This is a genomic window from Burkholderia sp. WSM2232, assembly GCF_000472545.1.
Taxonomy (GTDB): Bacteria; Pseudomonadota; Gammaproteobacteria; order Burkholderiales; family Burkholderiaceae; genus Paraburkholderia.
On record NZ_AWZV01000025.1, the window covers coordinates 1 to 26,316 of the forward strand.

The following is a 26,316-nucleotide window of genomic DNA, read 5'->3' on the forward strand; positions in this document are numbered from 1 at the left end:
GGCGGAGAACACGCAGGCAGAGAACACGCAGGCAGAGAACACGCAGACTGAAAATACACCGGCAGCGAACACACCGGCGGCGAACACCGACGCAGCGAACGGCAACCCGGCCGCCTCCTTCCCACTCGACGCCGCCCACCTGCAACGCGAACTCGAGCAGAGGCTGCCCGGCTACATGGTGCCGTCCTCGGTGACGGTGCTTGCGCGGCTGCCGTGGATGCCCAACGGCAAGCTCGATCGCGCCGCGCTGCCCGCGCCGCAAACGGGCGAGCGCGAGCGGATGGCGCCGTCGAACGAGGTTGAAACGGTGCTGCTGTCGATCTGGAGCGCGGTGCTGGGGCGCGACGATCTGGGCGTCACCGACAACTTCTTCGAAGCGGGGGGCGACTCAATCCAGAGCCTGCAGATCATCGCGCGTGCGCGTGAGGCGGGCTGGCGGCTCACGCCGCGGCAGATCTTCGAGCATCCGACGGTGAGCGGTCTCGCGCAGCGTGCGCAGCGACTGGACGCGCCCGCGACGCAGGAAGCTGACGACGGCGCGGCGCTCGCGTTGACGCCGATCCAGCAGCTGTTCTTCGAGCGTTATCCGCAAGGGGAATCGCACTGGAATCAGGCTGTATTGCTGAAGGTCCGCGGGCGGCTCCTGCCTGCGGCGCTGGAGCGGGCGGTGGCGGCGCTGGAGGCGCGTCACGACGCGCTTAGGCTGCGGTTCGTGCGTGAGGCGGGGCAGTGGAAGCAGATGGCGGTGCCGGCGCAGGCGGATAGAGCTGGTCTGATAATGGAAGAGCCCCAGGCTTCGCATGCACGACAAGCTTTGCAGGCCACGGAACCGTCGCCTGTATCAGGACGAGCGCAGGTGTCGGGAGTCACGGTGCCACTGCAACGGTCAGAAGCAGCACAAAGGCCAGTCGTACAACGCCCGGACACGCCTCAAGCCGCAATCGTCCGCCACGAACAACTCGCGTCCCTCGCCGACCTTACAGCCGCCTGCGAGCGCATCCAGTCGAGTCTCGACATCGAGCACGGCCCGCTGTGGCGCGTCGGCCACTTCGAGACAGCGGACGAAACGCGTCTGCTGATTGCGATCCACCACCTGTCGGTGGACGGAGTCTCGTGGCGCGTGCTCCTCGAGGAACTGCAAACCGCCTACGAGCAGGCCGAACGCAACGAGCCGGTCCGGCTACCCGCGGCGTCGATGCCGTGGCGCGCCTGGGTGCGCTCACTTCATCAGTATGCCGAATCATCGGAGCGTGTCGCCGAGCTGGCATGGTGGCAAACGGCACTCGACTCACCCGCACTGCGCGCCGGCCCTCTATTTGCGTCCCTCGCGCCGCAACCTCAGGCGAAGAAGACGCTGCTGAAAAAGCTCTCGCCCGAGCTGACAGCCGCGCTACTGCGCGAAGCGCCGCGCGCGTATCGGATGCGCGTCGACGAAGTGCTGCTTGCCGCGCTGGCGCGCGCCATCGGCGATGCGCTTTCACGCGACGAAGTGCTGATCGAACTGGAGGGGCACGGTCGCGAGGACGTGATCGACGGTGCCGACCTGAGCCGCACGGTCGGCTGGTTCACGACCCAGTACCCGCTAGCGTTGCCGCGTGGCACCAGTTGCGCCGACGCACTGCTGCGCGTGCGCGAGCGTCTTGCGGCCGTGCCGCTGCGCGGACTCGGCTGGGGGCTGCTCGCCTGTTGCGCGGACTCCGCGAGCCGGGCCGCGCTGCGCGCGTTGCCCACGCCGGAGGTCGGCTTCAACTATCTTGGCCGCTTCGACCAGACGTTCGACGACGCAAGCCGCTTTGGTTTTGCCACCGAGGCGTCGGGCGACGCTATCGCGGCTCGCGCCAGCCTGCCCGATCGCGCGCTCGACATCAACGGCTGGATTGCCGGCGACTCGCTCGCGCTCAACTGGGGCTACGCGTCGCAGTTCATCTCCGACACGCTTGCAGAACGACTGCTGGCGTCGTTCGAGTCCGCGCTTGGCGAGCTGCTGGAGCATTTGCGGACCGTCCCGCCTCAACCAGAATTGCCCGCGTCGCGGCGAGCTGTTCCCGAGTCGCTAGAGACGCTGGCGCGGCACGATGCCGTCGCCGCGAGCTGGACCACGCGCGCCGTCTACGAGGCAAGCCTGCCTGTGCCGCCCGCCGACGCGCTGGCCGCGTGGTTCGCGCGACGCCGTCGGCAAGACATCCAGGTGCGCGCTGGCGCTGCGGTGTCGACGACCATGCCGTTGAATGCGCTTGGCGCGCCTGCCACTTTGTTCTGCCTGCATCCCGGCTATGGCATGGTCGGTGAATACCGGACGCTCGCGCAGGCGCTCAACGGTCAAGTGACGCTGATCGCCATTCAGGCGCCCGCGGTGCGCGGCGCGCCATGGCAAGGCGAGACTTTCGAGGCGCTCGCCGCGTACTACGCCGACTGCATTCAAGCACTGCAGCCGCACGGTGACTACGCGCTGCTGGGATGGTCGTTCGGCGGCCGGCTCGCGATCGCCATTGCGGATCAGTTCGAACGGCTCGGCCTGGGCGTGTCGTTCGTCGGCATCGTCGATACCGCGACGCATCGGGACGAGGACGCCAAGTCTGCTGCCGCCGAAAACGCGGCCCCCGCCACAATCCCCGAAGAGGGTGCGCCAGCCGCCGCGCTCGCGCTGATCGAGCAGTCGGAGTCATCGCTGCTTGGGGACGCCCTTGCCGCCGACGCCCTGCACGCCGACCTGATGTCCCGACATCGGCTGCCGCGGGTCGGCTGCGATCTGCATGTGTGGCGCGCGCTGCGCATCGCCGATCCGCGCCGCAGGATGGTGTGGGGCAACCATACGCACGGCCGCTTGCGAGAGTTCGAGATCGATGCGAGCCACTCGAGCATCGTGCACCATCCGCTTCTCGCTACGCAGCTTGCGCAGTGGTTCGCGCAGCGACGGTCCCACGGCGACGCAAGATCTCCACAGTGTGGTGAACTGGGTCACAAGTCAGCGCCATGATCAGCGCCACACGCAGCACAAGAAGCGCCATAAAAAGCCGCCGGCCTGTGCACAGCGCACAGTCGGCCGGCCGCCAGAGTTCGAGCCAAAGAGCCACTCGAGCGTCCCGCGCTATCCGCATCTTGCCCCGTAGCTCGTGCGGTGGCTCGCACCGGCACGTCTCTGTCGCAAGGCGGCGCGAGACCCGGCTCATTCTGCCAGCAGCGTCGTTGTGGGCGTCAAGACCGCGTCGTCGGGACGCAATTATCAGTGCCACGAACTGCGTCACGAACGGCGCCACCACATGTGTCGCCACCTGCGTCGCCACCTGCGCCATCGCAGCGCCGCGCCCACCGTCCATCTCGCCCAACGCCGTCTTTTCCAAAACAATTGACTGCCCCCATTCCGCAACACAGCGGCACCGATCCTGTCGCCCTTCCGCCACAAAAATATCCACATTGAATGCGAACGATTATTGTTTACATTAATATCCCGTCTTGAGAGAATCGCTGGGCACCAGCAACGGCGTCCACACGACGAGCCTGGTTCGGGGATATAAGAATGGGGATCAAGAAGAATGAAGGTTGAGAAAGCAGGCACATGCAGTTCTCTGCGCAAGCGCGGCTTGCCGCATCCGCGCCCGATTTACGTTGCAATGATGTTGGGTCTGGCGAGCCTTGGCGCGCATGCGCAGGAGTCGCCGGCCGCCGCTTCCGGCACCGACGCCTCCAAGGAACTGCCTGCCGTTCAGGTGCGTAGCTCTGCTGAAGATCCGCAAGGTCCGGGCGTCGGCTATGTCGCCAAACGTTCGATGACCGGCACCAAGACCGACTCCTCGTTGCTCACCAATCCGCAGAGCGTCTCCGTCATCACGCGTCAGCAGATGGACGATCAGGGCGCGCAGACCGTCGACCAGGCGCTGCGCTACACGCCAGGCGTTTACTCGCAGGACGGCACCGACATCCGCTTCGACCAGTTGTACGGCCGCGGCTTTGCACTCGACTCGTATCTGGACGGGCTGCATCTGTACCAGTCGCCCCGTTTCGCGACGCCGCGCATCGACCCGTACTTCATGGAGCGCATGGAAGTGCTGCATGGTCCCGCTTCGGTACTGTACGGGCAGGGCAGTCCGGGCGGTCTCGTCAACTACGTGAGCAAGCTGCCGATGGAGCAGCCGTATCACGAAGTGATGATGCAGATCGGCAACCACAACAACTATCAACTGGGCTTCGACCTGAGCGGTCCCGTCGACAAGAACGGCACCGTGCTGTACCGCTTGACGGGCGTGGCCCGCACCGCGGAGACGCAGGTCAGCCAGATCAAGGACCAGCGGCTTGCGATCGCGCCGTCGGTCACGATCCGCCCGAACCGCGATACGACCTTCACGCTGCAAGGCAGTTTCCAGCGCGATCCGAACGGCGGCCTGTTCAATCCCGTGCCGGCCGGTGCCACACTGTTTAGTAACCCGAATGGTCAGCTTGGGCCGGACAAATATTTCGGCGATCCGGACCGTGACGGCATGCACCGCACGCAGTACTGGTTCGGCTATCAGTTCGACCACGCGATCAACGACAAGATCAGCGTGTCGCAGAACCTGCGCTATCTGCACATCGACCAGCATTATTACCAGACTTCGGTGACGAGCGCCCTCGGCGCCAATCAGCGCACGGTGTCGATGTGGGGCAACGTCGACAACGAGCACTACACGCAGTTCCAGGTCGACACGCACGCACAGGCCAAGCTGGCGACAGGCGAAGTACAGCACACGCTCCTGTTCGGTCTGGACTACCAGCGCTCTATGCTTGGCGACACCGAAGGCAACGCCGTGGTGGGCACGGTGGATCTGTACAACCCGAATTTTTCTGCGCTGCCCACGCAGCAGGCCAATACGCGCCTCGACTATTCGCTGAGCACGGTCGGGGTGTATGCGCAGGACGAAGCGCGCTGGCGCAACTGGGTACTGACGTTCGGCGTGCGCGAAGACTGGACGGGCGGCAATCAGCAGACCACGTTGCTCGCCACGGGCAAAGGCACGACCTACCACTCGAACGATCATGCGTTCACCTGGCGCGCCGGTCTCGCCTATGAGTTCGAGAACGGCATCGCGCCGTACATCGGCTATTCCCGATCGTTCCAGCCGGTGCTCGGCGCAACCTATTCAGGCGCTCCCTTTGCGCCGACCAGGGGGCGTCAGCTCGAAGCGGGCGTGCGTTACCAGCCGAAGTGGTTCGACGGCTTCTTCTCGCTCGCGGCGTTCACGCTGACGCAGGACAATGTGTCGGTGACCGATCCCAACCATCCGACCAACGCGGTCCAGACCGGTCAGATCCGCTCGCGCGGCATCGAATTCGAAGCACACGCCAACGTCACCCCAGAGGTGAAGGTGATCGCTTCGTACACCTACCTTAACCAGGAAGTGACGAACAGCACGATGGTCAACCTCGGCAAGCGCCCGACCATCGCACCGCGCAACACCGCTTCTCTGTGGGCGGATTACACGTTCCACCACGGACCGCTGCGCAACTTCGGCGTGGGCTCCGGCGTGCGCTACATGAGCAGTTCCGCCGGCGATCTGGCCAACACGTTCACAGTGCCGGGGCGTGTGCTGGTCGACGTGGGCGCGCATTACGACATCCAGAACTGGCGCCTGTCGCTGAACCTGAACAACGTGTTCGACCGCGAGTACATCTCTTACTGCACGACAGCGGCAGTCTGCTACTGGGGCGCGACGCGTACGGTGCTCGGCACGGCTCGTTACCAATGGTGATGGCAATGCGCAAGACCCGCGCGCAGCGCATGTGGCTTACGCGGTCATGACGACTGGCACGCGGTTTAGCGGCAAGCGTCGCCTCGCGCTTGCCAGGCTCGGGGCGGCGGCGCTCACGGCGGCGGGCGCTGCGTTCGCGCGCGCGGCGGCGGACGGCTCCGTGGGGGTGTCTGTCGCCAGCGTGGCCGAAGGCGTGAACCGCAAGCCGCCCGCTCGCGTCGTGGTGCTCGACTGGCCGCTCACGGAAGTGGTGCTGTCGCTTGGCGTCGTGCCCGTCGGCGTTTCACGTCCGGCCTGGTATGCAAAGCTCGACGGCGTTCCGGCGTTGCCGCCTTCAGTCGTCGATACGGGTTTGCTGTATCAGCCGAACTTCGAGGTGCTCGCGGCGCTCGAGCCCGAACTCATTGTCATCACGCCGTGGCATGCGCCGCTGCGCGGCTTGCTGGAACGGATTGCGCCGACGCTCACCGTGCCGCTGTTCGGTCCCGGCGTCGACGTCTATCCCGCGGTGCAGGCCGCGACGCGCAAGATCGCCGACACCCTCGGCCGCGGCGCCGCGGCCGATGCGCTGTTTGCGCAAGCCGACGCGAGTTTCGCCGAGGCGCGCGCGCGTCTCGCGGGTTTTCGCGCGACGCGGCGCCCTGTCTATCTACTGCGTCCGATCGACGACCGGCACATCGCCGTGTTCGGCAGAAACAGCCTCTTTGGCGGCGTGCTGCACGCGCTCGGCATCGATAACGCATGGCAGGAGGACGCCGATCCGCAAGGCATGACCGAGGCGGACCTCGGCGCGCTCGCAAAACGTACTGATGCGCAGGTCGTGACAATCGGCGTGCCGCCCGGCGTGGCCGCACAACTTGCGCGCAGCCCGCTGTGGGGCGCGCTGCCGTTCGTGAGGCAAAACCGCGTGCAGCACATCGGCCCGCTTCCGGCGCTGGGCGGCGTCGTTGCGTCGATGCGTTGCGCCGACAGCCTCGCGAAAGCACTCGAAGGAGTAAGCACATGAACCGCTCGACGGCGACGCTCACCGCCGCCGCGCCGCGCGCATGGCGACTGCCCGCGCTGCTGCTGATGCTGGCCGCGTGGCTCGTGTATCACACGTTGTCGGCGCGTCTGCCGGTCGCGCAATGGGCCGGCGCGCTGCTGCCGGACGCCCATGCGACGCTGCCGCAACTGGTCGTGCGCTATGGCTGGCTGCCGCGTTTTGCCATCGCGCTGCTTGCCGGCGCAGCGTTATCGCTTGCCGGCGTGGTGTTCCAGCAGGTGCTGCGCAATCCGCTGGCGGAGCCGCTTACGCTCGGCGTGTCGGCGGGCGCGTATCTGGCGTTGACGATAGCCGCGGTGGTGGCGCCCGCGCTCGCCGCGGACCTGCGCTTCACGGTCGCGCTGGCAGGCGCCGCGCTCGCCATGCTCGCGGCCATGGCGATGACGTGGCGCAAGGGATTCGCGGCGGTTTCCATCGTGCTTGCGGGAATGATCGTCAATCTGTACTGCGGTGCATTGTCAGTCATCCTGACTATAGTGTTCGAGCGCTCGCTCACGTCCGTGTTCATCTGGGGCGGCGGTTCGCTCGTGCAGAACGGCTGGGCTGGCGTGCTCTGGCTGCTGCCGCGCGTACTCGCGTGCGGCTTCGCCACGGCGCTGCTGGTGCGCCCGCTCACGCTGTTTTCACTCGATGACGGCAGCGCGAGCCAGCTCGGCATGTCGCTCAAGTGGACGCGGCCTGTTGCGCTTGCTGTCGCTGTCACGTTGAGCGCGTTCGTGGCGAGCGCGGTGGGTGTGATCGGCTTCATCGGACTCGGCGGGCCGGTGCTCGCGCGCCTGATGGGCGCGCGCCGCGTGCGCGACCAGTTGCTGTGGGCGCCGCTCGTCGGCGCGCTGCTGCTTGCGATTGCCGACCAGGCCGTCCAGAGCCTGCCAGGCGTGCTGGGAGAACTGCTGCCGACGGGCGCTGCGGTCGCGCTTTGCGGCGGCCCGCTGCTGTTGTGGATGTTGCGCCGCGTGCATATCGAGGCGCCGCGTCCGGCCTCGCCCGACACTGCGCCGTCGCGTCGCGCGCTGACGATGCCCGCGCTGCTGCTCGGCGGTCTGCTCGTGGTCGGGACGGTCGTTTCGCTGGGTTTTTCGATGACGCTGCACGGCTGGCAATGGACCGACGCACAGCAATGGGGCGACGTGTGGTTCTGGCGCGTGCCGCGCCTCGTCGCTTCGCTCGGCGCCGGCGTGATGGTGGCGCTCGCGGGGACGATCCTGCAACGGGTCACCGGCAACCCGATGGCAAGCCCCGATCTGCTCGGCGTGAGCGGCGGGGCGATGCTCGGCATGCTGGCCGCGGCGTTGCTCGCGGCGGCGCCGTCAACCCCCGTGCTGCTCGCGGGGTCGTCGGCGGGTGCGCTGATCTGCCTCGTGACGATCGTCGCGCTCGGGCGGCGCAGCGGCTTCGCGCCGGAGCACGTGCTGCTTGCGGGCATCGCCATCAGTGCGTTCTCCCAGGCGGTGGTCATGCTCGCGACCGCGAGCGGCGGCGCGTATGCCAATTTGCTGCGTCCGCTGCAGTACGGCTCGACCTATCTGATCGTGCCCGCGACGGCAATCGCCGTTAGCGTGTGCGCGGTGCTGGCCGTGATCATCGCGTATCTCGGTGCGCGCTGGCTCGAGATTCTGCCGCTCGGCGCCAACGTTGCGAACGCGCTCGGCGTCGGCGCGCAGCGCGCGCGGCTCACGCTGCTCGTGGTGGCCGCGGTGCTGACCGCCGGCGCGACCGTCGTAATCGGCCCCATGTCGTTCGTCGGCCTGATGGCGCCGCATCTCGCGCGGCTGCTCGGCTTTCCGCGCGCACGTTCGCAGATGCTCGTCGCGGCGCTGATTGGCGGCGTGCTGATGGTGCTGTCCGACTGGCTCGGAAGGAACATGATCTTCCCGCAGCAGATGCCTGCGGGAGTGATCGCGACGCTCCTGGGCGGGCCTTATCTGATGTGGTTGTTGCGTCGCTGAAGTGGGTGCATGGTGCTCGTTTGGGGCTTTGCTTGGGGCGCACGCTTCGGGCTCGTGCTTCGGGTCCACGCTGTGGGCTCGTGCTTGGGGGCTAGGCTTCGGGCCCGTGCTTGGGGGCTAAGCTTCGCGCTAGTGCTTCGGGGCCACGCTGGGGGGGCCGCGGTTGGGGCCGCCCTTGGGGGCACGCTTGAGGCCCGCGCTCGGCGTCCCGCGCTTGGGGCCACGCTGGGTGGTGCACGCTTGAGGCCGGCGCTTGGGCTTCGACCCGCGCTTGGGATCCCGCGCCTCGGGCCCGCGCTTAGGGCCCGCGCTTAGGGCCCGCGCTTAGGGCCGCTGCTTCCGGTCCACGCTTACCCCCCATCCTTCGGGCTCACGCATTGACCGCTCCAGCAATGCAATTCCGATCGTTGGAGCCAGGGGCAGGGCGCCCCGGCTCCAGACCGAATGCCTTCAGAACGAAAACGTCGTGTTCAGCATCACGAGCCGCGACTCTCCGACCGCGATAATCAGATTGCTGTTGCTCGACGGATAGTAGGTCTTGTCGAACACGTTCTTCACGTTCAGCTGCACATGCGTCGGAATCTTGCCGATCTTCGTGTCGTAGGCCGCGAACACATCGGCTACGACATAACCCGGCAGCGTAAAACTGTTCGCGGTATCGCCCGGCCGCTTGCTGACGAGCCGCGCACCGCCGCCAAAACGCCATTGCCCCGGCAGATACGGCAGCATCGTGTCGTAGACGGCGAACAGGCTGCCGGTATGACGTGCCGCGTTGACAAGGCGCGTGCCGTCGTCGCGGTCCGTCGCATTCGTGTAGGCATAGCTGCCGATCACGCTGACATGCTGCGTGAGCCGTCCGGCGACATCCAGTTCGATGCCTCGCGAGCGCGCGCTGCCTACGGTTTCGGTCGTATCGCCGACGGTGACCGCCACGTTCTGCTTGTCGATCTGATAGACGGCGAGCGTGCCGGTAATGCCGTGCGTGTCGAACTTGAGGCCGGTTTCCAGCACGCGCCCGCGCTCCGGCGCGAGCGGCTCGCTGACCTCGGTGGCGACGTTCGGCACGAACGACTTGCTGAAGTTCGCGTACGCGGAAAGCGCGGGCGTGAGCCGGTAGACGAGGCCGAATTGCGGCAGCCAGACCTGCCCATGCGAGTGATCGGCAATCACGAACGGACGGCCCACGCCCGACAGTTGCTGCCAGTTTTCCCAGCGCACGCCGCCGACCGCAATCAGTCTGTCGGTCAGATGAACCGTGTCCTGAGTCACAACGGAGTACGTGTGCACCTTCGACAGACTGTCGCTTTGCGTGCGGCTCGGCGTGCCGCCGGGCGACAGCAATCCGTAGACCGGGTCGTACAGATCGAAGCCGGAGACCGCCTTGCCGCGAATCGTATCGCCGCGAAAGCTGCGCTGGCGTTCGTACTCGCCGCCTACGTAGAGTTCGTGACGCATGCCCCCGAGGTTCAGATTGCCGATCACGCCGACTGTCGCGATTTCGTCCGAATCGTTGCGTTGCAGATTCGCGTCCGACGAGCGGGTCATGATGCCGGTCTTGCTGTTGAACGCCGTCGCGCGAGTGATGTACTGGTCGTAGCGATCGCGGCTCCATCCATAGGTCGCGCGCACGCGCCATTCGTCGGAAAAGCGATGTTCGATCTTCGCGCGCAACGTTTCCTGCTCGCCCGAACTTTGCGCCCAAGCTTCTTCGTAGCGCGTGTAGCGCAGCGCATCGTCGGGATGGCCGTTCACCAGTACCGTGCCGCGGTCGAACGGCGTCGTGTAGTCGACGTACTGGTAGCTCACGTCAATCGACGTGTTCGCATCGTGCCAGGCCAGCGACGGCGCGATGAGCGCGTCGCGCTGACGGCCGAAACTGCGCCAGTAGCGCGCCGTGTTGTACTCGCCGGTCAGGCGGAACGCCAGCGTGCCGCCCGCGACCTGGCCCGGCTGGCCGATCGGTCCCGTGAGATCGAAGCCCGTGCCGCTGCCGCGATGGCTCGTGTAGTTGGCGGACACCGAGCCGTGGAACGTGTCTTCCGGCTTGCGCGTAATCAGGTTGATCACGCCGCCCGGCTCCTGAATGCCGTAGAGCAGCGAAGCCGGGCCCTTGAGCACTTCCACGCGGTCGATCGTCGCGAGATAGTTGTGAAGCGTCGGCGAGCGCATGCCGTCGACCAGGATCGAGCCGTCGTCGTTGGAACCGAAGCCGCGTTTGATGAACGCGTCGCGCGTGCCGCCCAGCGTGTTCGTCTGCGTGATGCCGCTCACGTTGCCGAGCACGTCGTCGAGCGTGCGCGCCTGCTGGTCCTGCATCACGCTCGAACTGACCACCGCGACGGACTGCGGAATATCGCTGATTTTCGTGGCGATGCCGCTCGCCGTTTCGCTGGTGCGCGGCCGGTAGCCGACGGTCGGATCGGCGAGCGCCGCGGCCTGCACCGCAACCGCCGGCAGTTCGGTGGAGGCCGCGGGCGGGGCGCCCGTGCCGTCGGCGGGCGCGGCGGCCAGCGCGGCGGGTGCGGTTGCGAGGTACATCCAGAGCGAAACGGGCAGGCGCAGAGCGGAACGGTGAGGGCGGCCTGGCGGCGCGGAGGTTTTGACGAAGCGCATGGACGATTCGGACGGCGCGGTGTCCCACGCCACAGCAGCGGCCGGGACGGGCCGGCGCCGTCACTTATTATTGAGGATGCGAGAGAATAATGTAAATGAGAATGATTATCAAATGAAAACTTGATGACGCGGTGCGGTGCGGTGCGGTGCGGCGCGAGGTGAGGTGAGGAGGTGAGGTGACGTGACGTGACGTGGCGGGGCGTGAGGTGACGTTAAGTGACGCGGCGCGGCGCAGCGGGGCGCGGTTAGGTGAGGTGCGGAGCGGAGCGGGTAAGTCGGCGCGCCGCGCGCTGTCATCAACCGTGACATGGGCGCCAAGGCGCTGCCTCGCGCGCGAGCAGGAGCCACCACGTTGCTTTACACTAGCCGCCGCTCCAGCCAGCCACGTCCACGCCACGATCTCGATGCCTCCCGTTCCCGCCGACTCAGACGACGCCACCCGTTCCACGCCCGTCAGCCTGCCGAAGCAACCGGCCTTTCAGCGCTTCTGGTGCACGCGCATTCTCTCTTCTCTGTCGTTCCAGATGCTCGCGGTGGCGATGGGCTGGCATATCTACGCGCTCACGCACAGCGCATTCGCGCTTGGCCTCGTCGGGCTCGCGCAGTTCCTGCCGATGTTTCTGCTGACGCTCGTCGTCGGTCATTTCGCGGACCGCTATGACCGGCGGCGTATCGCGGCGATCTGCCAAGGCCTCGAAAGCGTCGCCGCCGTGCTGTTTGCGTGCGGCACGTTCGGCGGCTGGATCAGCGCGCCGGTGATCTACGTGCTCGCGGCATGCGTGGGCGCTGCGCGCGCTTTCGAGTCGCCGGCGGTTGCGTCGCTGCTGCCCGGTGTGGTGCCGCGCGGACAATTGCCGAAGGCGACGGCGTGGGCGACGTCGGCGAACCAGACCGCGCAGATCGCCGGTCCCGCGCTCGGCGGCCTGCTTTACGGCATCGGTCCGGGCGCTGCGTACCTTGCATGCACCTTGTCGTTCGCCGCGGCGGCCCTCGCCGTGTGGGGCATTCCGCTGCGCGCGAAGCCGGCGAACCGCGCGCCGGTGACGCTTGAATCGGTGTTTTCCGGCATCGCGTTCATTCGCCGCGAGCCGATGATACTCGGGGCGTTGTCGCTCGATCTGTTCGCGGTGCTGTTCGGCGGCGCGACCGCGCTGTTGCCGGTGTTCGCACGCGACGTACTGCATACGGGGCCGCTCGGGCTCGGCCTGTTGCGCTCCGGCACCGCGATCGGCGCGCTGGCGGGCACCATCTGGCTCGCGCATTTCCCGCTGCGCAACCGGCCGGGCGCGGCGATGTTCGGCGGCGTGATCGCGTTCGGCGTGGCCACGCTCGTGTTCGGCATGTCGCATCAGTTCATTGTTTCGCTGCTGGCGCTGATGGCGCTCGGCGCGTCGGACACCATTAGCGTCGTCGTGCGTTTGTCACTCGTGCAGTTGCGCACGCCGGACGACATGCTCGGGCGTGTCAGCGCCGTCAATTCGCTTTTCATTGGGACATCGAACCAATTAGGCGAATTCGAATCAGGCGTCACCGCTGGCTGGTGGGGCGCGCGAACCGCGGTACTGGTGGGCGGCATCGCAACGATCAGCGTCGCCCTGCTGTGGATGAAGCTGTTCCCCGAATTGAGGAACACGCGTTCGCTCGAACGCGAAGAGGAGTTGGCGCCGAGTGCGTAAGCGGGTTTTGGCGCTTGGGCGATTGAGCGAGCTGCGCGGCGTGATTGGTTGGCCGACCGAGAAGGTGAGCGGGCGAGCGACTGAGCGCCAGAGAGGCGCAGAGGCACACTGACGCACAGGCAAAGAGGCAAAGAGGCAAAGAGGCAAAGAGGCAAAGAGGCAAAGAGGCAAAGAGGCAAAGAGGCAGAGAGGCAGAGAGGCAGAGAGGCAGAGAGGCAGAGAGGCCGAGCGGCCCCGCCAGCCCGCTTCTCTCATCGAATGAGAAGTTGACTCTCGTGGAAGCAGGCTTCTGCACGACGACTCACGCGCGTAAAGTCGTATGCGTCTGCCTGCGGAACAGTCCGCCAAGGAGCCGGTTCATGACACGCCTCGAATCACCGCCGCATGCTTATCCGAGTGACATCGCCTTCACGCCCACGGTGAAGGCATTGCAAAGCCGCCACGGCTCGCGCGACGCGTACGCGCGCATGGAGGAAGAGCACGGCTGGCAGACGCGTCTTACGCCGGACGTCGCGCGTTTCATCGAACAGCAGACGAGCGTGTTTCTCGCCACGGTCAGTTCGGAAGGGCAGCCGTATATCCAGCACCGCGGCGGTCCAGCCGGTTTTCTGCATGTGCTGGACGACCACACCATTGCCTTCGCCGATTTCGCCGGCAACCGGCAGTACGTGAGCGCGGGCAACCTCGCGGACAACCCCAAGGCGCATCTGTTTCTGCTCGACTATGCGCACCGGCGGCGCATCAAGATATGGGGCGAGGCGCGCATGATCGACGACGACCCCGCGCTGCTCGCGAAGCTGATGCCCGAGGGTTACAAGGCGCGCGGCGAGCGCGTGCTGGTGATGACCGTGCGTGCCTGGGACGTGAATTGTCCGAAGCATATTCCGCAGCGTTTCGACGCAGCCGACGTGGCTGCCGCGTTGCAGGAACGCGACGAGCGGATTCAGCAACTCGAAGCGCAGGTGGCTGAACTCACGCGTAACGCGGTGAACACGCGCGCTTGATTTGCGGGCGGTGGTTCTGTAAGAGCGGGCACTGCTTGCGCAAGAGCTGCCCCTGGATGTGCAAGAGCGGGCACTGCTTGCGCAAGAGCTGGCGCTGGATGTGCAAGAGCGGGCGCAGCTTGTACAAGAGCGGGCACTGGTTCTTCAAGAGCGGGGCGCCGCGCCTGCCGTGTCATGCCAGAACCGCCCCGCGCCCGCCCCCGTAGTTCGACAACAATCTCACGCCGCCTGCGCAGCCGAAATCAGCGCCGTCCGTATCGCGTTCGCGAGTTCGCTGGCCTGGAACTTCGCGACGTAGCCGTTGGCGCCGGCGTTCTTCACATGCGCCTCGTTGGCCGCGCCCGTCAGCGACGAATGGATGATCACCGGAATGTCGCGGGTCCGTTCGTCGGCCTTGATCTGACGGGTCAGCATGAAGCCGTCCATCTCGGGCATTTCGAGGTCAGTGAGGACGAGCGCGATCCTGTCCTTCACGCGCGCGCCGTCGGATTGCGCTTCCTCGGCGACCTGCTGCAAGGTCTGCCAGGCTTCCTCGCCGGTCTTCGTCATCACGAATTCCGCGCCGATGGCGGTCAATGCCTGCTCGATCAGCTTGCGCGCGAAGCCCGAGTCGTCGGCCGCGAGAATCCTGGCGCCTGGGCGAATGCCGAGGGCGTCGCCGACAGATGTCGGGTCCACGCTCGGATGCTGCGACGGGAACACGTCGCGCAGCACCTGCTCGACGTCGATCACCTGCGCGAGCCGCGAGTCGCCGGTATTGCCGTCGATTCGCGCAATGCTCGTGACGAGGTTGCCGCCCGCCGCGCCTTCCGCCGAAAGCACCTGATTCCATTCGAGCCGCACGATGTCGTCCACTTCTTCGACCGCGAAGGCCTGCGTGGAGCGCGCGAATTCCGTCACGAGCAGAATGTTGAGCCCGCGCGTGGGCTCGCAGCCCATCAGCCGCGGCAGGTCGATGACGGGAATGATCTGCCCGCGAATGTCGACCGCGCCCATCACAAAGGGCGAGGACCCGGCGATCGGCGTGACCGGCGGCATGGTCGAAATTTCGCGGACCTTGAACACGTTGATGCCGTAAAGCTCGTGCGCGTCGCTGCCGGGCACCGAGCCCAGCCGGTACAGCAGCAGCTCGAATTTATTGGAACTGGTCAGGTTGGTGCGTTCATCGTGCGAGCGGTTATCTGCTGCCATCGAATCTCTCCGGGATTGCGGTGCGTGGGCGCGCGCGTGCGTTAATGCCGACGCGCTTCTTACTTTCTGTTATCGGCGCGGTTGCCGAAAAATTCAGCGCCCCGACAGTTTTCTGCTGGCAATCCCTGGGTCAACGGTCGAGCCGCGCATACCAACACCAGCGATTCGTGTGAAGGTTACCTAACGTTACACAAGCCACAGCGCCGTATCACACGGCGCGGCGCGTCGCTCCTAGAATTTTTCCGACGAAAAGAACACGCCGCTTCGCTTCCAATTCAAGGAGAACATATGATCCGCTTGCCTCTCGCCACTTTCTCCAGCGCCTGTATGGCGAGCCTGCTGATGCTTGCCGCCTCGGCCACGACAGCCAGCGCCCAGAGCGCACCGGACGCGGGCCGCCTGCACACCGCCGACCAGACGTTCATCGCAGAGGGCACAAAGGCCGTGGCCACGCAACGCGATGCAGCGCGCATCGCGAACTCGCGCTCGACTGACCGCGACGTGAAAGCCTTCGCCGAGCGCGTCTCGACGGATAACGCCAGAATCTCGGACGCACTGCGCGCCGCAAGCCCGCGCGGGGTGGACGTACCGAAGAACAACCCGGACACCGCCGTGCTCGCGAGCATCAACAATCTTCGTGGCGCCGAGTTCGACAAGGCGTATATCGAGCAGGTCGCGCTCGCCGGCGAGCAGAAGGCGCTGTCCGCATTTCAGGCCGAGATCGCTTCGGGCCGCGATCCGCAACTCAAGGACGCAGCGCAAAAGGCGTTGCCGACCATCCAGGAGCATTACGCGATGGCGCAGGAGCTGGCCAAACGCAAGCATCTGCCGAGCGCCGCGCAGTAAGCCACGTAGGAAGGCTGAGCATTGAGGGCGCGCAGCTAGGTCTCACAGTACGGCCACTCAGTGAGGCCGCGCAGTTAGGTCGCACAGTAAGGCCAATCAGTTAGGCCACGCAGTGATGCCGCACAATAAGCCCGCACAATAAGCCCGCACAACGCCCGGGCGTCGCGGGCGCTGATCGCGCGCGGCATGCATGAGCGCTCGCCCACGCCGTGTGTTCGCGCGGCGCTTCAGTCGGCCCGCGCGGGCAGGCAGGGCGTTCGGGTTGCCCCTTGAGGCGACCCGTTCGACCCCGCTCAGGCAACCCGCCGAGGCAACCCAACCAGGCAACCCAACCAGGCAGCCCACGCAGGCAACCCGCCCAGGCAGCGCACGCAGGCAACCCGCTCAGGCAGTCCGGCTCAGGTAGCCCCTCCCAGCAACCCACCCCAAGCCACCAAAACACCGCGCCGCCCGCCGCCTGCGCGCGCACTCCCCGGCGACGCTCGCGCGCCGACCGGCGTAGACTGACTCTCCGTTCAAACGACGGCTATGCCACGGAGATTCATCAATGGAATATAGACATCTGGGTGCATCCGGTTTCAAGGTGCCGGTGCTGAGTTTCGGCACGGGCACGTTCGGCGGCAAGGGCGAGTTCTTTCAGGCGTGGGGCTCGACGGAGGTCGATGAGGCGCGGCGTCTGATCGACATCTGCCTCGATGCCGGCGTGACCATGTTCGACACCGCCGACATCTATTCGAGAGGCGCGTCGGAGTCGGTGCTGGGCGAAGCGCTGAAGGGCAAGCGCGACAAGGCGATCATCTCGACCAAGGCGACCTTCCGTTTCGACGACGCTCCGAATAATGTCGGCTCGTCGCGCTTCCATCTGGTTCAGGCGGTCGACGCGGCCCTCAAGCGCCTGCAAACCGACTACATCGACCTCTTCCAGTTGCACGGTTTCGACGCGCGCACGCCGGTCGCCGAAGTGCTGTCCACGCTCGACGACCTCGTGCGCGCGGGCAAGATCCGCTACACGGGCGTGTCCAACTTTTCGGGCTGGCACCTGATGAAGTCGCTCGATACAGCGGACCGCTATGGCTATCCGCGCTATGTCGCGAACCAGACCTATTACTCGCTGGTGGGCCGCGACTACGAGTGGGAGCTGATGCCGCTCGGCATCGACCAGGGTGTGGGCGCGGTGGTGTGGAGTCCGCTCGGCTGGGGGCGTCTGACCGGCAAGCTCAAGCGCGGCCAGCCGTTGCCCGACACGAGCCGCCTGCACAAGACCGCCGACATGGGGCCGCCGGTGCCGGAAGAGTATCTGTTCCGCGTGCTCGACGCGATCGATGAAATCGCCTCCGAAACCGGCAAGACCGTGCCGCAGATCGCACTGAACTGGCTGCTGCAGCGCCCGACCGTCTCGACGGTGCTGATCGGCGCTCGCAATGAAGAACAGTTGCGCCAGAACCTCGGCGCGGTCGGCTGGAACCTCACGCCCGAGCAGGTCGCGCGGCTCGACGCGGCGAGCGCCGTGCGGCCCGCCTATCCGTACTGGCATCAGGAAGGGTTTGCCGAGCGCAACCCGAAAGCGGTGTAAGCGGGCGGCTTGCAGCCGTGGTCCGTCGCGCTGGTCCGGTGCCGCTTGTCCGGCAGCCGCACCAGTGCTGGCTTCAGGCCAGCCCGCCGTTCGCGCGCAACACCTGGCCGTTGACCCAGCCGGCCTGCGAGCTCGCGAGGAACGCCACCACCGACGCAATGTCTTCCGGTTGGCCGAGCCGCTCGAGCGGCGGCATTTTTGCGAAGTGCTGGATCTGCTCGTCGGTCTTGCCGTCGAGGAACAGCGACGTGGCAACGGGCCCCGGCGCGACCGCATTCACCGTGATGTTGCGCCCGCGCAGCTCCTTCGCGAACACATGCGTGAACGCCTCCACGGAGGCCTTCGTCGCGTTGTAGACCGCATAGCCCGGCATGTTCAGCGCAAGCGTGGTGCTCGAAAAATTGACGATGCGGCCGCCGTCGTTCATGCGGCGCGCCGCTTCGCGCAACGTGTTGAAGGTGCCGCGCACGTTGATGTCGAACGCGCGGTCGTACAGTTCGTCGCTCGTGTCGGCAAGCGGTGTCGGCTTGATCACGCCGGCATTGTTGACCAGCACGTCAACCTTTCCCAGTTGCTGCTCCGCGGTCTCGAACATACGGCGCACGTCGCCGGCGCTGGAGACGTCCGCTTTCACCGCTATCGCACGGCCGCCGGCTGCATTCAGTTCGGCGACGAGCGCTTCGGCTTCGCCCGAACTCGCTGCGTAATTCACGACGACGGCAAAGCCGTCAGCCGACAGGCGCCGTGCAACGGCCGCGCCGATGCCGCGGGAAGCGCCGGTCACAATGGCAATCTGAGCATTTCTGGTCGTATTCATGGCGGGTGTCCTCTTGAATGTTGAATCGGTGAATGAATGATGGGCTTTTTTCGTTCTGGGATAATCGGGCCGGTTTAACCATCATCATTCCAATGTCTTCAACAATCTTTGCGGAGAGGCGCGGCTGATATGGACCGTTTCGAGGAAATGCGCGTTTTCGTGCGCGTCGCCGAGCGGCAGAGCTTCACGCGCGCGTCGGATGACCTGCAGATACCGCGGGCGACCGTCACCAACCTCGTCAAGCGGATGGAGGAGCGGCTGGGCGCACGGCTGCTCGAGCGCACCACGCGCACGGTGCGCCTGACGCCCGACGGACAGGCGTACTACGGGCGCTGCGTGCGGCTCATTGCCGATCTGGAGGAAGCCGAGGGCTCGTTCTCGAACCTGGCGCCCAAGGGACTGTTGCGGGTCAATCTGCAAGGCACGCTGGCGCGGCACTTCATCGTGCCGGCTTTGCCGGCGTTCCTTGCGCGCTACCCCGGCATCGAACTGACCATCGGCGAGGACGACCGGCTCGTCGACCTTGTGCGTGAAGGCATAGACTGCGTGCTGCGCGCGGGCAACCTGCAGGATTCGTCGATGGTGGGGCGGCGCGTCGCGCATCTGCCGCAAGTCACAGTGGCGAGCCCGGCCTACCTGCAAAAGTACGGTGAGCCGGCTGATCCGCAGGCGCTCTCTGCGCACCGCGCCGTCAACTACGTGTCGAGCGCTACGGGCAGGCCCTTGCCGCTGGAGTTCAGCATCGAGGGACGTAACACGCCGATCCTGCTGCCGGGCGCGGTTTCGGTGACGGGCGTCGAGCTTTACACCGGCTCGGCGGTGGCCGGCCTCGGCATCGTGCAGGTGCCGCGCTACCGGGTGCGCGAAGAACTGGCGGACGGGCGTCTGAAGGTCATTCTCGCCGACTTCCCGCCGCCCTCGCTGCCGGTTTCGGTGTTGTATCCGCAGAACCGGCAACTGTCGTCACGCGTGCGGGTATTTTCACAGTGGCTGCGCGATGTCTTCGAGACGGCCGCCACGGCGTAGGGGCGATGCGGGCGCGTGCGGCGCCTCGGATAGGCATTCGGCGGCGCCCGGGGCGGTTCGTGGAAAACTGTATAGATATACAGTATAGTGTCCAACTGCACGCGGGCGCGCCTTCACCTCGCCGCGCCGCTTGTGCTGAACTTGCGCGGGCGCGCGGCGTCCGTGAGAGGTGGCCCACTCATTCAGACGGTCGAAAAATTGTCATCCAACGGCATTATCAAGATTCGCGGCGCGCGCCAGCACAACCTGAAGAACGTCGATCTCGACGTGAAAACCGGCGAAATGACGGTCGTAACGGGCCCGTCCGGTTCCGGCAAGTCGAGCCTCGTGTTCGACACGCTCTACGCAGAAGGGCAGCGGCGCTATGTCGAAACCTTCAGCGCCTACGCCCGGCAGTTTCTCGACCGGATGGACCGGCCGCAGGTCGACCGGGTGGACGGCGTGCCGCCCGCCATCGCGATCGACCAGACCAACCCGGTGCGCAGTTCACGCTCCACGGTCGGCACCATGACGGAGCTCAACGATCACCTGAAGTTGCTCTACGCCCGCGCGGCCGAGCTGTTCGACCGCAAGACGGCGCGGCAAGTGCGGCACGACACGCCGGAAACCATTTACGCGGAGCTGCTCGAGCGCACTGACGGGAGCGATCCGCGGCTGGTGGTGACGTTTCCGGTTGAGTTGCCGGAGTCGGCTACCGAGCAGGAGGTCGAGCAATGGCTCTCCGCAAGCGGCTACACGCGCGTCCAGGCACAGCGCGAGGTGGATTCGCCCACCGGCAGGCGCAAGCTGCTCGACGTGGTCGCCGACCGCTTCCGGGTGCGCCAGGCCGACAAGCAGCGGGTGGTCGAGGCGCTCGAGGCATCGCTCAAGCGCGGTGGCGGGCGCGTCAATATCTATGTGCTGCCGGCCGCCGAGGCGCCGCTCGCACCTACGGCGCAGCAGCCCGAGCCGGAGATCTGGCGCTTCTCTACGGGGCTGCATAGCCCCGAGAGCGACCTGCGCTATGCCGATCCGCAGCCCGCGCTGTTCTCGTTCAATTCGGCTTACGGCGCGTGCGAAGTCTGCCGCGGCTTTGGTCGCGTGATCGGCGTCGATCTCGGCCTCGTCATTCCCGACGCCCGCAAAACTCTGCGCGATGGCGCGATCAAACCGATGCAAACCCCCGCGTGGAAGGAGTGTCAGGACGATCTGATGCGCTACGCGGCGAAGGCCGACATCCGCCGCGGCACGCCCTGGGGTGAACTGACGGATGCCGAGCGCGACTGGGTCATCAACGGTTCGCCGGACTGGAACGGCAAGTGGCAAAGCCAGTGGTATGGCGTCAAACGCTTCTTCGAATATCTCGAATCGAAAGCGTACAAGATGCATATCCGGGTGCTGCTGTCCAAGTACCGCAGCTACACGCCGTGCGAAACCTGCGGCGGCGCGCGGCTGAAAACAGAATCGCTGTTATGGCGTCTGGGCAGCAAGGCGAATGCGGACCAGGTTTTGCCGGCCGCGCAGCGCTTCATGCCGCGCGGTGTCGAATGGAATCGCGCGCAGCTGGAGGCGCTGCCCGGTTTGACTGTGCACGACCTGATGCTGATGCCGATCGAGCGCATCCGGCGCTTCTTCGACGAGATCAGCCTGCCAAGCGCGTTGCTGGATGACGCGCTCAAGCTATTGCTCGCCGAAGTGCGCACGCGCCTGAAGTATCTGTGCGACGTCGGGCTCGGTTATCTGACGCTCGACCGGCAAAGCCGCACGCTGTCGGGCGGCGAAGTGCAGCGGATCAATCTGACCACCGCGCTCGGCACCTCGCTCACCAAAACGCTGTTCGTGCTGGACGAACCCAGCATCGGCCTGCATCCGCGCGATCTGAACCGGATCGTGGAGGCCATGCACCGCCTGCGCGACGCGGGCAATACGCTCGTCGTGGTGGAGCATGATCCGTCGGTCATGCTGGCGGCGGATCGGCTGATCGACATGGGGCCGGGACCGGGCGAGCGCGGCGGCTCCATTATTTTCGACGGCGCGCCGGACGCCATTCGCTCGTCGGGCACGCTCACGGGCGAATACCTTGGCGGGCGCCGCCATGTCGCAGACGCCGCGCACTGGTCGCGGCGCCCGGTGGATGCAAACACGCCGCGCATCGTGCTGGAAGGCGCGACCGAGCACAATTTGCGCGACGTCACGGTGGAAATTCCGCTGCAGCGGCTCGTGTGCGTGACGGGCGTATCCGGCTCGGGCAAGTCCACGCTGTTGCAAGACGTGCTGTACCCGGCCATGGCGCGGCACTTCGGCCTCGCCACCGAATCGCCGGGCGCGTTTCGCAGCCTGAGCGGCGCGGACGAGGTGACAGACGTGGTGTTCGTCGACCAGTCGCCGATCGGCAAGACCGCGCGCTCGAATCCGGCCAGCTACGTGGGCGCGTTCGACGAGATCCGCAAGCTCTTCGCCAAGGCGCCGCTCGCGCAGCAACGCGGCTACGGGCCCGGCATGTTCAGCTTTAATTCGGGCGACGGGCGTTGTCCGACTTGCGGCGGCTCGGGCTTCGAACACATTGAAATGCAGTTCCTGAGCGACGTGTACCTGCGCTGTCCCGATTGCGACGGGCGCCGCTATCGCGCCGAACTGCTCGAAGTGAAGATCGAACGCGGCGAACCCGCGCGTGCCTTGAGCATTGCCGATGTGCTGGAACTCACCGTCAGCGAGGCCGCCGGCTACTTTGCGAATGACGCGGAAGTGCTGCGCGTTCTGCAGCCCATTGTCGACGTCGGTCTGGAGTATGTGAAGCTCGGCCAGCCGGTGCCCACCCTGTCCGGCGGCGAAGCGCAGCGGCTCAAGCTGGCGGGCTTTCTGGCCGAATCGGCGCAGGCGCGCAGCGCGCGCAATGCGAAGCAGGCAGTCGCGAGGCGGCTCTTCATGTTCGACGAGCCTACCACCGGCCTGCATTTCGACGACATCGCCAAGCTCATGCAGGCGTTCGGCAAGCTGCTGGCAAGCGGCCATTCGCTGATCGTGATCGAGCATAACCTCGACGTGATCCGCGCGGCCGACTGGATCATCGACCTCGGTCCGGAAGGCGGCGACGGCGGTGGCCGCGTGCTGTGCGCGGGCACGCCCGAAGAGGTCAAGGCCTGTGCCGGATCGCATACCGGCGAAGCGCTGTCGCAGTACGACCGCGCGATGAGCGCGGTCGTGCAACCAGCAGATACCGCTTCGCAAGGCGTGCCGTTGCAGAAGGCGCTGAGCGCTGCGCGGGCGCGCCGCGCAATCGAAGGCGAGGACGTGGTGCGCATTGTCAATGCGCGCGAGCACAACCTGAAAGCGCTGGACGTCGACATTCCGCACGGCAAGTTCAATGTGATTACCGGCGTGTCGGGTTCGGGCAAGTCAACGCTCGCGTTCGACATTCTCTTTCACGAAGGGCAGCGCCGTTACCTCGAATCTCTGAATGCGTACGCGCGCTCCATCGTGCAGCCCGCCGGGCGTCCGGAGGTCGACGCCGTGTACGGCATTCCGCCGACCGTCGCGATCGAGCAGCGTTTGTCGCGCGGCGGTCGCAAGAGTACGGTCGCGACCACCTCGGAGGTATGGCATTTCCTGCGTCTGCTCTATGTGAAGCTCGGTCTGCAACATTGCATTCATGACGGCACGCCTGTCACGTCGCAAAGCACCGAGTCGATCGCGGCGCAGTTGCTGCGCGACCACAAGGGGCAACACGTCGGCTTCCTCGCGCCGCTCGTGGTGAACCGCAAGGGCGTGTACACCGATCTCGCGAAGTGGGCCAAGGCACGCGGCAATACGCATCTGCGCGTGGACGGCGAATTCGTGCCGGTGGACCCGTGGCCGAAGCTCGACCGCTTCCGCGAGCACACCATTGAATTGCCGGTGGCCGACCTGATCGTGTCGGCGGACAACGAAGCGGCGCTGCGTCACGCGCTAGACCAGACCCTGGACCTGGGCAAGGGAGTGATGCATCTGCTCGCGCCGCTCGACGGCTTGCACGACGCGATGCACGGCGGCCTGCCCACTGCGAAGCTCGGCGCCGTGAAGGTGCTGTCCACCAAGCGCGCCTGTCCGGTGTGCGGTACGAGCTATCCCGAACTCGATCCGCGCATGTTCTCGTATAACAGCAAGCACGGCTGGTGCACCACCTGTGTGGGTACGGGCCTCGCACTGACACGCGAGCAACGTGCGGCGTACGACGACACCATCGTCGTGGACGATAATCGCGGCCGCGAACAGAGCTTGCCGTCGGAAGAGCAGGAACCGGAGGGCCTCGTCGACGAACCGTGTCCGGACTGCGCAGGCACGCGGCTGAACCCGACCGCGCGCGCAGTCACGTTCGACGCGCACGCCATTACCGATGTCGCGCAATGGACAGTCTCGGACACGCGCACATGGATCGACAGTTTGCAGATGACAGGGCGTGACGCGGAAATCGCCCGCGACGTGGTGAGCGAAATCGGCAGCCGTCTGCAGTTTCTCGAAGAAGTCGGGCTCGGTTATCTGAGTCTCGACCGCGCGGCGCCCAGCCTGTCGGGCGGCGAGGCGCAGCGCATCCGGCTCGCTGCGCAGTTGGGCAGCAACCTGCAAGGCGTCTGCTATGTGCTGGACGAGCCGACCATCGGTTTGCATCCGCGCGACAACAAGATTCTGCTGAACGCGCTGCGCAAGCTCGGCGACAAGGGCAACACGCTGGTGGTCGTCGAGCATGACGAAGACACGATCCGGCGGGCCGATCACATCATCGACATCGGGCCGGGCGCCGGCAAGCGCGGCGGTACGCTGATCGCACAGGGCAATGTGGCCGACCTCTCCGCGCAACCGGAATCGCTCACCGGGCAGTTTCTAGCCACGCCGATCGTGCATCCGCTGCAGCCGCGCCGCAAGGTCGTTGCGCCAGGCAAACGCGCGGCGGCGGTGCCGGAGAACTGGCTGACCGTGCACGGCGGCAAGCTGCACAATCTGCGCAACGTGACGGTGGGCATTCCACTGTCGCGGCTCGTCGCGGTGACGGGCGTAAGTGGATCGGGCAAATCCACGCTCGCGCGCGACGTGCTGATGGCCAATCTGCTCGACGCCGTTGGCCGCTCGGTGTTGTCGTCGCCGGCCACACGGCGCGCCCGCGCGGCCGCTCAGGAACAGCCCCCAGCCAACCGCCGCTCGAGCGTGCTCGCGCGCAGCGCGCCGCGTGCACCGCTGAACGTCACGCATGCCTGGCAGGGCTGCGATTCGATTACGGGCTGGGAAAGCATCGACCGGGTGCTGGAGGTCGATCAGACGCCCATCGGCAAAACGCCGCGCTCGTGTCCTGCCACCTATATCGGCGTGTGGGACGCGATTCGCAAGCTGTTCGCCGGCACGCTGGAGGCGCGGGCGCGCGGCTACACCGCGTCGCGCTTCTCGTTCAATACGGGCGAGGGCCGTTGCCCCGCGTGCGAAGGGCAGGGCGTGCGCACCATCGGCATGAGCTTTTTGCCGGACGTGAAAGTGCCATGCGACGTCTGTCATGGGCAGCGTTTCAATCCGGAAACGCTGGCGGTGACGTGGCGCGGCAAGAATATCGGCGACGTGCTGACAATGGAAATCGACGAGGCCGTCGAATTCTTTGCGCCCATCTCCAACATCGCTCATCCGTTGCAGTTGATGAAAGACGTCGGGCTCGGCTACCTTACGCTCGGCCAACCGTCGCCTACGTTATCGGGCGGCGAGGCGCAGCGCATCAAGCTCGTCACCGAACTGAGCAAGGTGCGCGATGACGTGACGCGGCGTGGTCAGAAAGCGCCTCACACGTTGTACGTGCTCGATGAACCGACCGTCGGCCTGCATATGGCGGACGTCGCGAAACTGATCCGTGTACTGCATCGTCTGACAGACGGCGGACATAGCGTGGTCGTGATCGAGCACGATCTCGACGTAATCGCCGAAGCGGACTGGATTATCGACCTCGGTCCCGAAGGCGGCGTCGGCGGCGGCACCATTGTCGCTGCGACAGACCCGGAAGGCATCGTTCAGGTTCGCGCAAGTCATACGGGGGCCGCGTTGAAGCCGGTGCTTGAGCGTACCGCGAGTGCCGGCACGGGCGGAGTAGCCGTCGCAACTGTCGCACACGTCGCGGGCGAGGAAGCAGGCGAAGGTACGCACGGCTAGACCAGGTTGTCAGGCCATGGCAGTTCCGCATCCCGGAAGAGGATGCGGAACTGTTGCCGCCTGCCGTACCGGCTGACTGTCGAATACGGCGTTAATGGTCTGGCAATTCCGCAAGGGAAATGAAGGCGCCGTCCCAAACTTTAAAATCAGACGAATAGCACTTTCATGTTTCATAATTGAAACATTTTGGCGCGGTCCGCGCGGCGAATATATTCCGTTAATTCCGCTATTTGAATCGCGAATGCCGAATTGGCAATGGAAAAGCGGCGGATTCGGGATTCGCGAATATCGAATGCAATCAGATGCGCCAATCTGGCGCCCGCGCGTGTTCAACTGTGAAACATTTCTCGCAGACATGAAAAGCGGTCCGCCGAGTGGCCAATGCATGTCGCATTGTGAACCTTCGGCGTGGCGCGGGCCGGTGGGCCGCGGCCCGAGCCGTTCTACGAGCAGGAGCTGGTGCGGACGGTACGTTTTTCCGCTGCAAATCAATGCACCGCTCATTATTACTTGCACCGAATGAGAATATTTCTCGTCATACATTTATTCGGATGCTATTTCCATTGTTTTCAAATTTACTAACGCGGTTCATTCGGCTAACATCGCTGATAATCCATCCAGCGGCGTTTCCGATGTCGAATTGCGATTATCAATTCGCTGATATCGTCGGACTAACGCGCGTCCTCGTCCAACCAAGTAGACATTTTGAGGAAGA

At 65.6% G+C, this 26,316-nt stretch carries 13 protein-coding genes; 10 read left to right on the forward strand and 3 right to left on the reverse strand.

Going from position 1 to position 26,316, the window contains the following annotated elements:
* From F757_RS33930 to fhuB, 4 genes are all read left to right on the forward strand, one after another.
* Positions 1 to 2,977: condensation domain-containing protein (locus F757_RS33930; RefSeq protein WP_232221438.1), on the forward strand; the 2,977-nt coding region annotated here is incomplete at its 5' end.
* 556 nt (positions 2,978 to 3,533) lie between these two features.
* Positions 3,534 to 5,723, forward strand: a complete 2,190-nt coding sequence (locus F757_RS0121825; protein WP_027213250.1) for a TonB-dependent siderophore receptor — start codon at positions 3,534 to 3,536, stop codon at positions 5,721 to 5,723.
* A gap of 46 nt (positions 5,724 to 5,769) precedes the next feature.
* Positions 5,770 to 6,729 (forward strand): iron-siderophore ABC transporter substrate-binding protein, encoded by a 960-nt coding sequence (locus tag F757_RS0121830; RefSeq protein ID WP_027213251.1) that lies wholly within the window; start codon positions 5,770 to 5,772, stop codon positions 6,727 to 6,729.
* Positions 6,726 to 8,717, forward strand: a complete 1,992-nt coding sequence (gene fhuB / locus F757_RS0121835) for a Fe(3+)-hydroxamate ABC transporter permease FhuB (RefSeq protein ID WP_027213252.1) — start codon at positions 6,726 to 6,728, stop codon at positions 8,715 to 8,717. The genes F757_RS0121830 and fhuB overlap by 4 nt, the downstream gene beginning before the upstream one ends.
* A 450-nt stretch (positions 8,718 to 9,167) precedes the next feature.
* On the opposite strand, the gene F757_RS0121840 is transcribed toward fhuB, so the two are convergent.
* Positions 9,168 to 11,255: a TonB-dependent siderophore receptor gene (locus F757_RS0121840; protein ID WP_442856653.1), complete on the reverse strand. Its 2,088-nt coding sequence runs from the start codon at positions 11,253 to 11,255 to the stop codon at positions 9,168 to 9,170.
* A gap of 479 nt (positions 11,256 to 11,734) precedes the next feature.
* Here F757_RS0121840 and F757_RS0121845 point away from each other — a divergent pair, with 479 nt between their 5' ends.
* Positions 11,735 to 13,006 (forward strand): MFS transporter, encoded by a 1,272-nt coding sequence (locus F757_RS0121845; protein ID WP_027213254.1) that lies wholly within the window; start codon positions 11,735 to 11,737, stop codon positions 13,004 to 13,006.
* Positions 13,007 to 13,365: 359 nt separating this feature from the next.
* On the forward strand, positions 13,366 to 14,010 hold the full coding sequence (locus tag F757_RS0121850; protein WP_027213255.1) for a pyridoxamine 5'-phosphate oxidase family protein: 645 nt from the start codon (positions 13,366 to 13,368) through the stop codon (positions 14,008 to 14,010).
* 219 nt (positions 14,011 to 14,229) lie between these two features.
* Here the strand turns inward: F757_RS0121850 and F757_RS0121855 are convergent, their stop codons facing one another.
* Positions 14,230 to 15,201, reverse strand: coding sequence for a chemotaxis protein CheV (locus F757_RS0121855; RefSeq protein ID WP_013339767.1), 972 nt, complete (start codon positions 15,199 to 15,201; stop codon positions 14,230 to 14,232).
* Positions 15,202 to 15,489: 288 nt separating this feature from the next.
* On the opposite strand from F757_RS0121855, the gene F757_RS0121860 reads away from it, so the two are divergent.
* Complete coding sequence (locus tag F757_RS0121860; RefSeq protein ID WP_027213256.1) at positions 15,490 to 16,047, forward strand: DUF4142 domain-containing protein; 558 nt, start codon at positions 15,490 to 15,492, stop codon at positions 16,045 to 16,047.
* Between the two features lie 547 nt (positions 16,048 to 16,594).
* Complete coding sequence (locus tag F757_RS0121865) at positions 16,595 to 17,620, forward strand: aldo/keto reductase (RefSeq protein WP_027213257.1); 1,026 nt, start codon at positions 16,595 to 16,597, stop codon at positions 17,618 to 17,620.
* 73 nt (positions 17,621 to 17,693) lie between these two features.
* Here F757_RS0121865 and F757_RS0121870 read toward each other — a convergent pair whose 3' ends face one another.
* Positions 17,694 to 18,437, reverse strand: coding sequence for an SDR family oxidoreductase (locus tag F757_RS0121870; RefSeq protein ID WP_027213258.1), 744 nt, complete (start codon positions 18,435 to 18,437; stop codon positions 17,694 to 17,696).
* 129 nt (positions 18,438 to 18,566) lie between these two features.
* Between F757_RS0121870 and F757_RS0121875 the strand changes: the two genes are divergently transcribed.
* Together F757_RS0121875 and uvrA are read left to right on the forward strand one after the other, a co-directional pair.
* A complete protein-coding gene (locus tag F757_RS0121875) occupies positions 18,567 to 19,463 on the forward strand; it encodes a LysR family transcriptional regulator (RefSeq protein WP_027213259.1) in 897 nt (298 codons plus the stop codon).
* A 198-nt stretch (positions 19,464 to 19,661) separates the two neighbouring features.
* Positions 19,662 to 25,601, forward strand: a complete 5,940-nt coding sequence (gene uvrA, locus F757_RS0121880) for an excinuclease ABC subunit UvrA (protein ID WP_051376841.1) — start codon at positions 19,662 to 19,664, stop codon at positions 25,599 to 25,601.
* The last annotated feature ends 715 nt before the right edge of the window (positions 25,602 to 26,316 follow it).

Coding starts and splice junctions, on each gene's coding strand:
- F757_RS0121850 (WP_027213255.1), top strand. CDS start 13,366: ATGACACGCCTCGAATCACCGCCGCATGCTTATCCGAGTGACATCGCC.
- F757_RS0121875 (WP_027213259.1), top strand. CDS start 18,567: ATGGACCGTTTCGAGGAAATGCGCGTTTTCGTGCGCGTCGCCGAGCGG.
- F757_RS0121840 (WP_442856653.1), bottom strand. CDS start 11,255: ATGTACCTCGCAACCGCACCCGCCGCGCTGGCCGCCGCGCCCGCCGAC.
- fhuB (WP_027213252.1), top strand. CDS start 6,726: ATGAACCGCTCGACGGCGACGCTCACCGCCGCCGCGCCGCGCGCATGG.
- F757_RS0121860 (WP_027213256.1), top strand. CDS start 15,490: ATGATCCGCTTGCCTCTCGCCACTTTCTCCAGCGCCTGTATGGCGAGC.
- F757_RS0121855 (WP_013339767.1), bottom strand. CDS start 15,201: ATGGCAGCAGATAACCGCTCGCACGATGAACGCACCAACCTGACCAGT.
- F757_RS0121830 (WP_027213251.1), top strand. CDS start 5,770: ATGACGACTGGCACGCGGTTTAGCGGCAAGCGTCGCCTCGCGCTTGCC.
- F757_RS0121870 (WP_027213258.1), bottom strand. CDS start 18,437: ATGAATACGACCAGAAATGCTCAGATTGCCATTGTGACCGGCGCTTCC.
- F757_RS0121845 (WP_027213254.1), top strand. CDS start 11,735: ATGCCTCCCGTTCCCGCCGACTCAGACGACGCCACCCGTTCCACGCCC.
- F757_RS0121865 (WP_027213257.1), top strand. CDS start 16,595: ATGGAATATAGACATCTGGGTGCATCCGGTTTCAAGGTGCCGGTGCTG.
- F757_RS0121825 (WP_027213250.1), top strand. CDS start 3,534: ATGAAGGTTGAGAAAGCAGGCACATGCAGTTCTCTGCGCAAGCGCGGC.